Below are 13,863 nucleotides of genomic sequence, written 5' to 3' on the forward strand. Positions count from 1 at the left end.
TAAAGCGCAGCCCGCACGCCCTCTTTCCGTCATTTCATCCAGCCAGCTCAATGTCCAGAGCAGAGGAAGCATACGCCTGGAGCAAAGCATCGCGGGCCAGGGATGGCGCCCCTGCGTCTTTGCGGAAGGCGTATGCTTCCTGAAGCCTGCACAGAATATTCAGGCCAGGCCAGACTACCTGTCCTGAACCGCAGGCCGCACCGCCCTCTTTCCGTCAGTTCTCCCAGCCAGATCAATGTCCAGAGCGAAGGGAGCATACGCCTGGAGCAAAGCCTCGCGGGCCAGGGATGGCCCGCGCTGAGCCTGCCAGGGATGGCGTCCCTGCGTCTTTGCAGAAGGCGTATGCTTCCTGAAGCCTGAGCCTGAAACTTCAACTGCCTATCCTCTCTCAGCGAATCCGCGAAAAGCCTGCAGCCCGCGCATCAGGCCAAAAAAAAGGGTGGCTTTCGCCACCCCGTTTTCATCAGACGATGCCCTGACTCCGCAGGTAATCCTCATAATTACCGGTGAAATCAATCACGCGGTCCTCTTTCAGCTCAATCACGCGGGTTGCCAGCGAGCTGACAAACTCACGGTCGTGTGAAACAAAGATCAGCGTGCCTTCATACATCTCCAGCGCCATATTGAGCGATTCAATCGACTCCATATCGAGGTGGTTGGTCGGCTCATCCATAATCAAGATGTTCGGTTTTTCCATCATCAGCTTACCGAACAGCATACGACCCTTTTCACCACCCGACAGCACTTTCGCTGGCTTCTTAATATCGTCCTGCGAAAACAGCAGACGCCCCAGAATACCGCGAATAGTCTGCTCATCGTCGCCGGGCTGCTTCCACTGACTCATCCAGTCAAATACCGTCAGATCATTGGCAAAATCATCAGCGTGATCCTGTGCGTAATAACCAATCCGCGCATTCTCTGACCATTTCACGCTGCCATTCTCTGGCGTAAGCTGACCCACCAGCGTTTTCAGCAGCGTCGATTTACCGATACCGTTGGCACCGATGACCGCCAGCTTTTCGCCCACTTCCAGCAGCAATTTTAAATTCTTAAACAGCGGACCGTTATCAAACCCTTTCGTTAATCCTTCCACTTCCAGCGCATTACGGAACAATTTCTTGTCCTGCTCAAAACGGATAAACGGGTTCTGACGACTGGAGGCCTTAACTTCATCCAGCTTAATTTTATCCATCTGTTTAGCGCGTGATGTCGCCTGACGCGATTTAGAGGCGTTGGCGCTAAAGCGACTGACAAACGATTGCAGATCGGCAATCTGCGCTTTTTTCTTGGCGTTATCGGCTAACAGACGTTCGCGCGCCTGGGTCGCCGCGGTCATATATTCGTCATAATTACCGGAATAGACGCGCAGCTCGCCATAATCTAAATCGGCCATGTGCGTGCAGACCATATTAAGGAAGTGACGGTCGTGCGAAATGATAATCATGGTGCTGTCACGCTCGTTCAGCACCTGCTCCAGCCAGCGGATGGTATCGATATCCAGGTTGTTCGTCGGTTCGTCGAGTAACAGAATATCGGGATTTGAAAACAGCGCCTGCGCCAGAAGCACACGTAATTTAAAGCCCGGCGCAATTTCACTCATCGGGCCATAATGCTGCTCGACCGGAATGCCCACGCCGAGTAATAACTCACCAGCGCGCGACTCGGCACTGTAGCCATCCATCTCACCGTAAAGCGCCTCAAGATCGCCGACCTTATATCCCTCTTCTTCGCTCATCTCCGGCAAAGAATAGATGCGGTCGCGCTCCTGCTTCACTTCCCATAATTCATGGTGCCCCATGATCACGGTGTCGAGGACGCTGAATTCTTCGAAGGCGAACTGATCCTGACGCAGCTTACCGATGCGCTCATTGGGATCGTAAGAGACGTTGCCGCCTGTCGGCACCAGATCGCCACCCAAAATCTTCATGAAGGTGGATTTTCCGCTGCCGTTCGCACCGATTAAACCGTAACGATTACCGCCGCCAAATTTAACGGAGATATTTTCGAACAGTGGCTTACTGCCAAACTGCATGGTGATATTGCTGCTAACTAACACGGCATTGACCTTTGTGAAGAAATGGATGAAAAAACGGCGGCTATTATGCCAGATGTGACGCAGCGCACGCCAGCGTCAGGCATGGATTCCTCGCGGGGCGATTGATATCCCGGCAGAAATAAAAAAGCCGGGAGGCCATCATGGCCCCCCGGCTCCCACTTACAAGGATTGTGTCGATCAATCGATCAGGAAACTTTCCAGGGTTTTACCGGAATCCAGCGCTTTCTTAATCGCTGCCGGGGTACGGCCCTGGCCAGTCCAGGATTTCTGCTCACCGTTTTCGTCGGTGTAAGAATATTTAGCCGGACGCGGCGCACGCTTGGTACGTTTTTTTCCGCTTTCCAGCGCGCCTAATAATTCATTAGGATCGATGCCGTCAGCCAGCAGCATTTCGCGATATTTTGACAGCTTCTCTTCTTTTTCGCGATTCTGCGTCTCTTCCGCTTCCGCTTCTTCACGGCGTTCAGTAACAACGACGGTTAATTTTTCCAGGATCTCTTCAAGATCGGTAAGTGGAAGTTCACGAGCCTGGGCACGTAATGTGCGAATATTGTTCAGAACCTTAAATGCGTCACTCATCACAATGTCCTTGATTAAGGGGGGTTAATAAAACTGTAGCGCCAAGACTACCTAATTCAAATAAAAAAATAAATTATTTTTACGCTACAGATAATTCTTAAGTATTAATTGAGCTGTAACAGGGCTATTAAAATCGTACCGGGCTGACGTTTTATTAACGGCTAATTAACAACAAACCGCGTCCCGGCTCGCGGATTGAAAACGATTTCAGCCACTTTATCCCGGCTATGGGCTATAAAACCGCGCGGCAAAAAGTGGCTGTGCAGCCGCATTATTCCGCGCAACAGGCCCGGCAGGCACCGATTAAAAAAATGACCCGAAAGCGATCTCAGTCACAATACTTTACAGATTATGCTTAAAAAACCGCCCCAGCGCCGGTAAATAGCGCAAAAAAATTAACGCGACGCGGTTTTTTTAATTAACCCGCTTACCGCCTGTTAACTTTTTTTTGCCGCTGCGGTTGCCGGCAGGGTCAGATAATTCGCAGTTTGCTTAGCGGGGCAATAAGCGCCCCGCCAGGTGGCGATGAAGGAATAGCGGCAGGTGAACCCTTAACAGAGTCTTAAGTCACCCTGCACGAATCCCCCGGTAAATAAAATCAGATTAGTGACAGGGTTCAGGCTCCGGATTCTGCACAACCTCATACGGTAAAAAATAAACATGGACTGAGATCGGCGGATAATAAACAGACGGGCTATATGCCGTTATTTCCCGCCGCGCTTCCGGAACGTTACGCTGAGATAGCCAATTATTCAACAGGTTAGATCACTAGCCGCGCCGGCCTGCTCCTGCGCATTAACCAGAAAGATGAGGAAATGTGAAGAGACGAAGAGCGGGCGGTCACGACCTGACAGCCGCGACCGCCGGAGGATTAATCCGCCTGCGTGGCCGGACCAAAGACCGGGAACTGTGGCATATCAACGTTCTGATAAGTTTCCCAGCCGCCGCCCAGTGCTTTATAAAGCGCCACCAGGTCGAGTGCGCTCTGCATTCGCGCCTGTGTAGCCTGCTCCTGCGCCTGGGCAAGCTGCCTCTGCGCATCCAGCACCTCCAGGAAGGTAGAAAGCCCCTGGCGGTAACTGTCGCTGGCGAGATCGAAGGTGCGCTGCAGGGCGCCGGTGGTCTCATCCAGCGCGGTGACACGCTGCTGATCGGCGCGGTAGCTGACCAGCGCATTCTCCACATCCTGCAACGCCGTCAGCACCGTCTGGCGATAATCCAGCGCGGCGCTGGCCTGCTGCGCCCGTGCCAGCTTCACGCTCGACACCAGTTGTCCCCCCTGGAAGATTGGTATCGACAGCGACGGGCCGTAACTGTAGAAGTGGCTGCTCCAGTTATCCAGATAGCTGACGTCGGTATTGCGTACCCCAAGCTGCCCGGTCAGCGACAGGCTCGGGAAGAGCTGCGCCACAGAAACGCCGATCTCTGCGGTCTGTGCATGCAACGTCGCTTCAGCCTGACGAATATCAGGCCGGCGACGTGCCAGCGTAGCGGGGATCCCCACCGGCACAAACTGCGGCAGCGTCGGCAGGGCTTTCGGGGTCGCGAGTTCAGCATCCAGCGCGCCCGGCGTCTTGCCGAGCAGTACCGCCAGTCCATTCATCGCCTGCCGCGCCTGCGACTGATACTGCGGCAACTGCGCCTGCAGTGAACTGAGCTGGGCGCGCGCATTCTCCACATCCGTCAGGGGAGCCAGGCCATTCTGCTGCTGGCTTCGGGTCAGCTCGGTCGTCTGCTGCGCCACATCAATCTGCTGCTGCAGCGTCTGAATGGTGCTCTGCGCGCCACGCAATTGCAGCCAGGCACGCGCCACTTCGGCCTCCAGTGACACCAGCGCATCGTTGCGCTGCTCAATCGCCGCCTGCTGCTGCGCGTTGGCAGCCTCAACCTGACGGCGGACTTTGCCCCAGAGATCAAGCTCCCAGCTGGCATCAAAACTGCCCTGATAGAGGTTCACAGGCTGAGTTAATCCGCTGAGCTGGCTGGCCACACTGCTGTCGAGCTGGTCGGTTGCGCCATTGGCCTCCAGTAACCCTTTCAGACCAAGCTGCTGACGCGTCACCTTCGCTGAGCCGCCCAGGCTGGGGAACAGGCTGCCCTGCGCCTGCGTCAGCTGTTCACGCGCGCCGGCAATCCGCAGCACCGTCTGCTGCAGACTCAGGTTGCCCGCGATCGCCCGATCGATCAGGCTGTCGAGCTGCGGATCGTTGAAGCTGCGCCACCAGCGGGCGTTGATCGCGCTGGTCTGCGGCTTCGATCCCTCCTGCGAATCCAGGCCGTGATAGCTTCCCGGCACCACGGGTTTCGGTGCCTGATAGTCCGGCCCGACGGCGCACCCGGCCAGCCCCAGGGCCAGCAGGATGCTCAGAGGTTTCAGGCGATGAGAGTAAAAAACCTTCATGTTAGTGTGCTCCTGCACTGCCTTCGCTCTTAATCGGCGACAGCAGCCAACAAAATGGAATCAAAATCAGGGCGACAATACTCAGGCCTGAGAAAACATCGATATAAGCGAGAATGCGCGACTGAACGATCATCTCCTTGTAGAGCTGACCGGTGGCCAGGGTAAGCGGATCGCCCACCGCCGAGGTAAAGTCGCGGATCGCCTGTGCCCAGTGCTGCAGCGTAATGTTGAACGGCTCGTTCAGCGGCGTCATGTTGTGCACCATGTGGGCCGACCGCACCTGTTCGCGCTCGGTAATCGCCGCCGTTGAAAGCGAGATGCCGATCGAACCTGCCACGTTACGGAACATGGTGAACAACGCCGAGGCGTCAGCATTGAGCCGCTGCGGGATGGTGATAAAGGCGATGGTCGTCAGCGGCACAAACAGGAAACCCAGTCCGATAGACTGCGCGCTGCGCATCATCACCAGCGTTTTAAAATCGACATCCGGCGTCAGGGTCGAAGAGTAGAAGAACGCCATCGCCAGACAGCTGAAGCCAAAGGCAATGATGTAGCGCGTCTGCACGATTGGCATCAGTTTCAGGACCAGCGGGATGGTCAGGACGATCAGCACCGCGCCCGGCGAGAGCACCAGACCGGACCAGGTGGCGGTGTAACCCAGATCCTGCTGCGCCAGCTGCGGCAGCACCACGGAGCTGCCATAGAGAATCATCGCCATGCCCGCCATCAGCAGCCCGGCGACCCAGAAGTTACGGTCTTTCATCACCAGAATATCGACCACCGGTTTGCGGGCGTACATCAGCCAGTAGACCGCGCCGACGATACCGACCAGCGCCAGCACCGCGAACAGGACGATAAAGTGAGAGGCGAACCAGTCCTCATCCTCGCCGCGATCCAGCATCACCTGCAGACAGCCCAGCCCCAGGGTAATCAGGCCGATACCGATGTAATCAATATTCAGTTTGCCTTTGGCCCATTTGCGCTCCCACGGCGGATCTTCCAGCAGCTGGTAGATCGCCAGCACCGTCAGCACGCCCACCGGAATATTGATAAAGAACACCCAGCGCCAGCTGTAGTTGTCGGTGATCCAGCCGCCTAACGTCGGGCCGATAACCGGCGCAACGATAATGGCGATAGAGGAGAGACCAAAGGCCTTGCCACGATCCTCCGCCTTGAAGTAGTCCAGCAGCACGGACTGCTGAACCGGCTGCAGACCGCCGCCGAAGAAGCCCTGCAGCACGCGGAACAGAATGATCTGCCACAGTTCGGTGGCGATACCGCACAGGAAAGAGCAGATGGTGAACATCACGATGCAGATCAGGAAAAACTGTTTGCGGCCAAACAGCCGGCTGAAGAACGCAGAGATAGGCAGGACGATACCGTTCGCCACCAGATAGGAGGTCAGCACCCAGGTTGACTCGTCGTAACTGGAGGAGAGCGAACCGGCGATGTGCGGCAGCGCCACGTTGACGATGGTGGTGTCGAGGATCTCCATAAACACCGCCAGCGTCACCGTGATCGCCACCAGCCACGGATTGCTGGCCGGTTTCCAGCTCTGCGCCGTACTCATTCCACAGTGACCTTAGGTTCGACGGAGAGGCCCAGCGGCAACGGATGGTTCGGGTCCAGACCTTTGTCGATGACGATCTTCACCGGTACGCGCTGCACGATCTTCACGTAGTTGCCGGTGGCGTTTTCAGACGGGAAAGTGGAGAAACGTGAACCGGAGCCCATCTGGATGCTGTCCACATGCCCTTCCAGCTTCATGTCCGGCCAGGCATCCACGCTGATTTCCACTTTGTCGCCCGGATTCATGCGTTCCAGCTGCGACTCTTTGAAATTCGCGGTGATCCAGATATCGGGGGAAACCAGTGAGAACAGCGAGGAGCCGGCCTGCACCAGCGTGCCCAGCTGGACGTTACGTTTGGTGATAAACCCGTCATAGGGCGCACGCACCTGGGTATAGGAGAGATTCAGATCGGCGGTGCTCAGCTGGGCTTTCGCCTGCTCAACCTGCTGCTGACGCGCTTCTACATTGGTCTCCTGCTGACGGATCTGCAGGGCAACCTGAGAGGCGACTTCAACCTGCGCTTTGGCGCTCTGAAGCTGCGCCTGCGCCGAACGTAACTGCGCAGAGGCGCTGTCGATATTGCGCTGGCTTGTGGCGCGCGGGTCGACACCGCGCTGACGACGGTAATCCGCCTGCGCATTGAGCAGGTTAGCCTCGGCTTTCGCCTGGTCAGCCAGCGCCTGATCGCGCTGCGCCGGATATTGAACCCGCGACAGGGCCAGTTGCGCCTGCGCCTGATGCAGCTGCGCCACGGCCAGGCCAAGCTGCGCCTGCGCCTGTTCACGCTGGGCGCGGTTGTCGCTGGGGTCGATCTCCACCAGCAGATCGCCCTTCTTCACCCGCTGGTTATCATTCACCAGTAACTTCACGACGTAGCCAGACGCTTTGGGCGCGATGGTCACCGCATCGCCCTCGGTGAACGCGTCGTCGGTGGTTTCCAGATTCCGGTTAGCAAACCAGAACCAGAGGCCGACAATCAGCATAATCACCACCACCACCGCCAGAATAATCAGCGGCTTTTTACCGGGGCGTTTACGCTCTGGCTGCTGGTCGTTGTCCTGATTATCGCCTGACTGAGAGTTGTTCTCCGTCTCGTTATCTGCGTCCTGCTGGTGTGGATCGCGTTGCTTGTTCTCGCTCATAGTTTCCATCACTGGCTAAGGCCCTGATTCCGGGCATAAAGGTCCTGTTAACCTTATATCGGAAACTGACAAAATCCAGCGCAACTTTACGAAACTTGAGAAATGGCGCACATCCTGCCACCTCTGCGAGGTGGCAGGCGAGATCGACGCTAACTGAGCAACCGCAACAGCAGCCAGCCGCTGGCCATCGACCAGGCCAGCAGAGGAAGGGAAAAGAGGTGGAAACGCCACCAGACGGCCCGATCTTTCGCCATTCGCAGGGCAATCAGATTCGCGAGCGATCCCGGCAGCAGACCAAACCCACCGATGTTGACCGCCCAGGCGAGCACATCCGTTGGCGGCACTTTTTGCAGCAGCAGAATGGTCGCGGGCACGTTACTGATCACCTGCGACAGGCCAATCGCCAGCAGGTAGAGCTGCCCCTGACCAAAGTGTGACACCGCATCGAAATGTGCCTGCATCACCGGCAGGCGCGTCAGCAGGAAGACGTCAATGAACATGGCGATAAACACCGCCAGCAGACTCCAGTCGATGCGCATCAGCACCGGACGGGCCATCGCCAGGAAGGTCGCCAGTATCAGCAGCAGGATCCAGCCTGTGATCTCCAGTTCCAGTCCGGCGATAAACAGCAGATAGAGCACCACGCTGACGATAAACAGCGGTTTCTGCCACTGGGGCTGTTCCGGGTTGTCATGTTTATCAATCGAACGCTTAGAAAAACTGAACCAGGTCAACACCATCAGGCTCAGCAGCAGCCAGACGGCCAGCGGCAGCATCTGCACGATAAACGCGATGACGCTGAGCTTGCCGTGACTCCATAACAGGATGTTCTGCGGGTTGCCGACCGGGGTCAGCAGCGAGCCGGCATTCACCGCCAGCGCTTCGAAGATGATCAGTCGCGAAATCGGCAGATGCGAAAACTTTCTCAGCGTCAGCGTCAACGGCACCAGAATAAACAGCGCCACGTCGTTGGTCAGGAAGGTGGAGAGCAGCGCCGCCGCCAGCACCATAAACAGTGCCAGCGCCCGTTCGTGGCGGAACCGTGCAATCAGTCGGCTCCCGAGCACATCAAAGTAGCCGCTGGTTTCCAGCCCTTTGGTCAGGATCAACAGGCCGGTGAGCGTGATAATGGTGTGCCAGTCCACGGCGCCCGGCAGATCGGCCCAGCGAAAATCCGCCAGACATGCCAGAACAACACCAATCACGATTAATAAATGCAAAATTGAGTCATGCAAAAAAGATCGAAGCAGTTGAGGCATGATGAGGGTACGCCTTAGCGTTAGCGGGTTTCGGAGAACTTCTTAAATACAGCCAGAGTTTCATCACTGACGTGATGTTCAATACCTTCTGAGTCGCGTCGGGCCGTTTCGGGACTGATGCCCAGCGCCAGCAGAAAACTTTCCACAATATGATGACGGGCGCGGCTCTCTTCCGCCAGCTTCTCACCTTCACTGGTCAGAAAGACGCCGCGATACGGCACCTGCTCAACCAGCCCGGCGCTGCCGAGCCGTTTCAGCATTTTCGCCACGGTCGGCTGCGAAACGCCCAGACGGGCCGCCATATCGACCTGACGCGCTTCGCCAAATTCGCCAATTAAATCAGAGATTAACTCAACGTAGTCATCAATTAACTCGCGACGATGCGCTTCGCGCACCTGCCGAAAACCTTCGACATGCTCTTCAATATCTTTCAGTGGCCCTTTCGGCGCAGAAACCACGCTTTTAGCACGACGACTCATTAAGTTTCCTCATTATTATTTTCCGTACGACTACAGCTGTACGGATTTAGCTGCGCTTATTGTAAACCAGCCGCAAAGAAGCTCAAATTTTTCGTCATTAGCCTTGGCTAAGGGATATAGCCAGTGCTATATTTGATGATAATGTAAGCAGCAAAACGACGATCCTGCGGGATCCCCGGTAACAACGGTGTTGAGCGCGTCTCTCACCCCGGCTGCTGACGACCGCGTCGACAATGATTGGGAGGTGATTCTATGAGCACCCTGAAATGTTGCTTAGACTGCAGCAAATGCTTTCAGCTGGAGAAGAAAACAACCACGGAGATGAAATCCTGGCTGTGCCTGCTGACGCGTTCCCCGTTCACACTGCGTCTGATGTTGATTGAAAAACTGCTGGGCCATAAGCCTGCCGACCGTCGCTGTCAGAATCTGATCTGGCGCGGCTAATCCCGATTCAGCGCCTTTCAGCCCGTGGCTGAGAGGCCCCTCCTCTTTTCCCTTCGCTGTTCTCTTTCACCGGCATAAGACGTCACACGTTAACCGGCGGTACAGTCACGTCGGCAGCATGCGTTCGGGCGGCACAGGGGAAAGATGAGGCGCGACAGAGGCGGAGATAAATGGCGGGCAATAAAAAACGGCCCACAAGGGGCCGTTTTCTGACAGGTCAGCTAAGCTTAGAAGCTGTAACCTACGCCAGCAATCCAGGTACCCACATCGACGCTGCGGATACGGCTCTGCTCGTAGCCCACATCCAGTGCAACGTTTTCGATTGGGTTGAACTGCAGGCCTGCGCCGTAAGAGAAGCCTACGTCGCTTGAATCAGTTTTAGCGCGTGATGCAGTATCGTTCTGCTGGAATTTACCGTAGCCGATACCGACAACACCGTAGATGCTTGCCCAGTCGTTCAGACGGTAAGCAGGACCACCCGTCACACCGTAGTACTGGCCTTTGTTGTACACGCCAGCTTCAGTGCGATCTTTTTCGGTGTAGGTGAATGAACCGATCCAGCCCAGTGGGTTAGAACCGTCTTCGTAGCGGTATTTCAGGTTGAAGCCGTTAGCTTTGTTAGCCACGCCCTGATAGTCGCTCTGAGCATAGCCACCAGTTACGGTGCTCTGTGCCATTGCTGAACCTGCAGATACTGCCAGTACACAGGCTAATGCTGAAAGACATGCAATTTTTTTCATAACCACCTCAAATGTGAAAATACTTCTCTCCTGACAACGCTAAAAATATAACAAAAAATAGCGAGAAACTCTGCCCGGATTTTGTTGTCTAACAGAATGTTTGGTGTAACAGGAAGTTAATGCGACATCCTATGTCATTCATTTTTCTTATAAAATCCGTCATCTTCCTGCAACAATCATTTTGTGCTCATTTCGTGCTTTAAGTAAATTCCTAAAAAATCCTGACAATTCTTTACCTAAATGGCCCTGATTCTGGCTAAAAAATGCGCAGCTAACGCAAATTTAAAACGCGAAACTGTGATTTTTTGCCCGCACTTTCCTTTACACTGGCTCTCTCACGACGACGATGACCAGGAAAAGTACACAGGATGTCTGCCTCTCCCGCTTCTAAAAACCTTACCCCGATAGTGATGCCGGTTGCCGTCCTGCTGATCGCGATGCTGTCGCTTCAGGGTGGCGCTTCGCTGGCAAAAAGTTTGTTTCCCTCCGTCGGCGCCACCGGCATTACCGCGTTGCGTCTGACCTTTGGCACTCTGATTCTCTGCGTCATCTTCAAACCCTGGCGTCTGCACTTCCGGCGGGAGCAGCGTCTGCCGCTGCTGATGTACGGGCTGGCATTAGGGGGCATGAACTTTATGTTCTATCTGGCGATCCGCACCGTGCCGCTGGGCGTGGCCGTCGGGCTGGAATTTACCGGGCCGCTGGCGCTGGCGCTGTTTGGCTCGCGCCGTCCTCTGGATTTCATCTGGGTGCTGCTCGCCGTGGCGGGTTTGTGGTTTCTGCTGCCGTTTGGCTCTGAGATGACCGCCATCGATCCGCTGGGCGCGGCGCTGGCCGTCGGGGCAGGTGCCTGCTGGGCAGTATATATTCTGGCGGGTCAACGGGCGGGCGCTGAGCACGGCCCGGCGACGGTCGCCATCGGTTCACTGATCGCTTCGGTGATTTTTGTGCCGCTGGGCGTGACTTTCGCAGAGAGTGGCCTCTGGCAGTGGGAAGTGATGCCACTCGCCCTGCTGATTGCCCTGCTCTCCAGCGCCATCCCCTACTCGCTGGAGATGATTGCGCTGACCCGCTTACCGGCGCGTATCTTTGGCACGCTGATGAGCCTGGAGCCTGCAATGGCCGCCTTCTCTGGCATGCTCTTTCTGGGGGAGACCCTCACCGCGCTGCAGTGGCTGGCGCTGCTGGCCATCATCGCCGCGTCGGCTGGCTCAACCCTGACGATGCGGCCTAAAAAGAGCCAGTTAACCAGCGTTGAATTAGCTGACGATAAGTCCGAATAAGCCCTTTCAGCCCATCCAGCCGATGGGCTAAATAACAATCATGCTCATCATGAGAATTATTCCCGCCCGCACGCCCTCAACAAATTTTTCTATTTGAAACAGACATTTACTCTGAAATAACAAATAAACCTAACGCCTTGATTTAACTGATAAAACCTCAGGGTTATATTTTAACAAAATATTAACCCTCCGGATTCCACCGCATTTTAATAAAGAAATGCGCTATTTCATTCATCGTTAAAGTCGTTCCTGCAAAGCTGAAAAGCGCTGCTATACTTATCCGGTACTTGATTAGGACAACCATCAAAGAGAGGACTGAAACGATGAGTACCGCTAAATTGGTTAAAACTAAATCTTCCGACCTGATTTACACCCGCAACGACGTGAGCGATGAAGAAAAGAAAGCCACGATTGCGGTGCTGAACCGTCTGGTTGTCGAATTTATCGATCTGTCATTGATCACTAAGCAGGCGCACTGGAACATGCGCGGTGCCAACTTTATCGGTGTGCATGAGATGCTGGATGGTTTCCGCACCACCATCACCGATCACCAGGATACCATCGCAGAACGTGTTGTTCAGCTGGGCGGCGTGGCACTGGGTACGACTCAGGTGGTTAACGACCAGACCCCGCTGAAAAGCTATCCGCTGAATATTCACAGCGTTCAGGATCACCTGAAAGCGCTGGCCGACCGCTACAGCGTCGTGGCTAACGACACCCGCAAAGCGATCGACGAAGTCAAAGATGAAGATACCGCTGACATCTTCACCGCGGCATCGCGTGACCTGGATAAATTCCTGTGGTTCATCGAAGCCAACATTGAATAAGCGTAGGCAGAAGCTATCAGGCGGGGAAACCCGCCTTTTTTACGTCTGCGTTACCGCATTTTATGACCCTGTTAACAGTTCTCCCCTCCTCCGCTTCACAGCCTTAACATCTCAGGCAAACTACCGCTTGCACCAAAACAGCCACCTGCACCAAAATTGATCACCATAATGGTGCAAAGGCAGAATTAACTGCAAAATCGTGTCAGCTGTGTTATTTAACTCTCTGATTTCGCGGATTTTGCAAAGTTGGCATAATTCTTTCATATGACAAGCCGCAAACGCAGGCCCTGCCGCCTGACCCTAATAAGGAATAAATGATGAAGTCACTGTTAAAAGTTTCTGTGGCCGCGCTGGCGCTGGCCTTCTCCCTCTCTTCCACTGCAGCAGAAAAGAAGCTGGTTGTGGCAACAGATACCGCCTTTGTGCCGTTTGAATTCAAACAGGGTGACAAATATGTCGGTTTCGATGTGGATCTGTGGGACGCCATTGCGAAAGAGCTGAAGCTCGATTACACCCTGAAGCCGATGGATTTCAGCGGCATCATCCCTGCACTGCAGACGCGCAATGTCGATCTGGCGCTGGCGGGCATCACCATCACCGAAGAGCGTAAAAAAGCAATCGCGTTCTCTGACGGCTACTACAAAAGTGGTCTGCAGGTGATGGTGCGTAACAACGAAAACGACATCAAAGGCATCAGCGATCTCAACGGCAAAGTGGTGGCAGTGAAAAGCGGCACCGGCTCGGTGGAATACGCGAAAGCCAACATCAAATCTAAAGATCTGCGTCAGTTCCCGAACATCGACAGCGCCTACATGGAGCTGGGTACAAACCGTGCCGACGCCGTGCTGCACGACACGCCAAACATCCTTTACTTCATCCACACCGCCGGTAAAGGTCGCTTTAAAGCGGTAGGCGACTCGATCGAAGCACAGCAGTATGGCATCGCCTTCCCGAAAGGCAGCGACGATTTACGTGAGAAGGTCAACGGCGCGCTGAAGACCCTGAAAGAGAACGGCACCTACAACACGCTTTATAAAAAATGGTTCGGCACCGAACCTAAATAATAAATTTCTGTATCCGGCT

General features: G+C 55.0%; 12 protein-coding genes. 4 read left to right on the forward strand and 8 right to left on the reverse strand.

Going from position 1 to position 13,863, the window contains the following annotated elements; genetic code table 11:
• Window positions 1–463 precede the first annotated feature (463 nt).
• The 7 genes from J1C59_RS12755 to mntR form a co-directional block, all read right to left on the reverse strand.
• Window positions 464–2,056 (reverse strand): ABC-F family ATPase, encoded by a 1,593-nt coding sequence (locus J1C59_RS12755; protein ID WP_128085865.1) that lies wholly within the window; start codon window positions 2,054–2,056, stop codon window positions 464–466.
• Window positions 2,057–2,233: 177 nt separating this feature from the next.
• Window positions 2,234–2,635 carry an H-NS family histone-like protein gene (locus J1C59_RS12760; RefSeq protein WP_111140558.1) on the reverse strand — a complete coding sequence of 134 codons (402 nt, stop codon included), beginning with the start codon at window positions 2,633–2,635 and terminating at the stop codon, window positions 2,234–2,236.
• Between the two features lie 871 nt (window positions 2,636–3,506).
• Window positions 3,507–5,036, reverse strand: coding sequence for an efflux transporter outer membrane subunit (locus tag J1C59_RS12765; protein WP_140917163.1), 1,530 nt, complete (start codon window positions 5,034–5,036; stop codon window positions 3,507–3,509).
• A gap of 1 nt (window position 5,037) precedes the next feature.
• Window positions 5,038–6,606 (reverse strand): DHA2 family efflux MFS transporter permease subunit, encoded by a 1,569-nt coding sequence (locus J1C59_RS12770; protein WP_128085864.1) that lies wholly within the window; start codon window positions 6,604–6,606, stop codon window positions 5,038–5,040.
• A complete protein-coding gene (locus tag J1C59_RS12775; protein ID WP_128085863.1) occupies window positions 6,603–7,748 on the reverse strand; it encodes an HlyD family secretion protein in 1,146 nt (381 codons plus the stop codon). Before J1C59_RS12775 ends, J1C59_RS12770 begins: the two co-directional genes overlap by 4 nt.
• A gap of 149 nt (window positions 7,749–7,897) precedes the next feature.
• Window positions 7,898–9,007, reverse strand: a complete 1,110-nt coding sequence (locus J1C59_RS12780; RefSeq protein ID WP_128085862.1) for an SLC13 family permease — start codon at window positions 9,005–9,007, stop codon at window positions 7,898–7,900.
• A gap of 20 nt (window positions 9,008–9,027) precedes the next feature.
• Entirely contained in the window at window positions 9,028–9,486 is a 459-nt protein-coding gene (gene mntR / locus J1C59_RS12785; RefSeq protein ID WP_003850512.1) for a manganese-binding transcriptional regulator MntR, read from the reverse strand.
• A 252-nt stretch (window positions 9,487–9,738) separates the two neighbouring features.
• On the opposite strand from mntR, the gene J1C59_RS12790 reads away from it, so the two are divergent.
• Window positions 9,739–9,930, forward strand: coding sequence for a hypothetical protein (locus tag J1C59_RS12790; RefSeq protein WP_128085860.1), 192 nt, complete (start codon window positions 9,739–9,741; stop codon window positions 9,928–9,930).
• 227 nt (window positions 9,931–10,157) lie between these two features.
• On the opposite strand, the gene ompX is transcribed toward J1C59_RS12790, so the two are convergent.
• Complete coding sequence (gene ompX, locus J1C59_RS12795; RefSeq protein WP_128085859.1) at window positions 10,158–10,670, reverse strand: outer membrane protein OmpX; 513 nt, start codon at window positions 10,668–10,670, stop codon at window positions 10,158–10,160.
• 368 nt (window positions 10,671–11,038) lie between these two features.
• Between ompX and rhtA the strand changes: the two genes are divergently transcribed.
• The 3 genes from rhtA to glnH all read left to right on the forward strand — a co-directional run bounded on the left by rhtA (window position 11,039) and on the right by glnH (window position 13,844).
• Entirely contained in the window at window positions 11,039–11,953 is a 915-nt protein-coding gene (rhtA, locus tag J1C59_RS12800) for a threonine/homoserine exporter RhtA (protein ID WP_128085858.1), read from the forward strand.
• Window positions 11,954–12,276: 323 nt separating this feature from the next.
• Window positions 12,277–12,780, forward strand: coding sequence for a DNA starvation/stationary phase protection protein Dps (gene dps / locus J1C59_RS12805; protein WP_111140566.1), 504 nt, complete (start codon window positions 12,277–12,279; stop codon window positions 12,778–12,780).
• A 317-nt stretch (window positions 12,781–13,097) separates the two neighbouring features.
• Window positions 13,098–13,844: a glutamine ABC transporter substrate-binding protein GlnH gene (glnH, locus tag J1C59_RS12810; protein ID WP_098051108.1), complete on the forward strand. Its 747-nt coding sequence runs from the start codon at window positions 13,098–13,100 to the stop codon at window positions 13,842–13,844.
• Window positions 13,845–13,863 lie beyond the last annotated feature (19 nt).

It is taken from the genome of Pantoea deleyi, assembly GCF_022647325.1.
GTDB classification, from domain to species: domain Bacteria; phylum Pseudomonadota; class Gammaproteobacteria; order Enterobacterales; family Enterobacteriaceae; genus Pantoea; species Pantoea deleyi.

Excerpts from the sequence above, each read along its gene's own strand:
- J1C59_RS12760 (WP_111140558.1), bottom strand. The coding sequence starts at position 2,635 with ATGAGTGACGCATTTAAGGTTCTGAACAATATTCGCACATTACGTGCC.
- J1C59_RS12765 (WP_140917163.1), bottom strand. The coding sequence starts at position 5,036 with ATGAAGGTTTTTTACTCTCATCGCCTGAAACCTCTGAGCATCCTGCTG.
- J1C59_RS12770 (WP_128085864.1), bottom strand. The coding sequence starts at position 6,606 with ATGAGTACGGCGCAGAGCTGGAAACCGGCCAGCAATCCGTGGCTGGTG.
- J1C59_RS12775 (WP_128085863.1), bottom strand. The coding sequence starts at position 7,748 with ATGAGCGAGAACAAGCAACGCGATCCACACCAGCAGGACGCAGATAAC.
- J1C59_RS12780 (WP_128085862.1), bottom strand. The coding sequence starts at position 9,007 with ATGCCTCAACTGCTTCGATCTTTTTTGCATGACTCAATTTTGCATTTA.
- mntR (WP_003850512.1), bottom strand. The coding sequence starts at position 9,486 with ATGAGTCGTCGTGCTAAAAGCGTGGTTTCTGCGCCGAAAGGGCCACTG.
- J1C59_RS12790 (WP_128085860.1), top strand. The coding sequence starts at position 9,739 with ATGAGCACCCTGAAATGTTGCTTAGACTGCAGCAAATGCTTTCAGCTG.
- ompX (WP_128085859.1), bottom strand. The coding sequence starts at position 10,670 with ATGAAAAAAATTGCATGTCTTTCAGCATTAGCCTGTGTACTGGCAGTA.
- rhtA (WP_128085858.1), top strand. The coding sequence starts at position 11,039 with ATGTCTGCCTCTCCCGCTTCTAAAAACCTTACCCCGATAGTGATGCCG.
- dps (WP_111140566.1), top strand. The coding sequence starts at position 12,277 with ATGAGTACCGCTAAATTGGTTAAAACTAAATCTTCCGACCTGATTTAC.
- glnH (WP_098051108.1), top strand. The coding sequence starts at position 13,098 with ATGAAGTCACTGTTAAAAGTTTCTGTGGCCGCGCTGGCGCTGGCCTTC.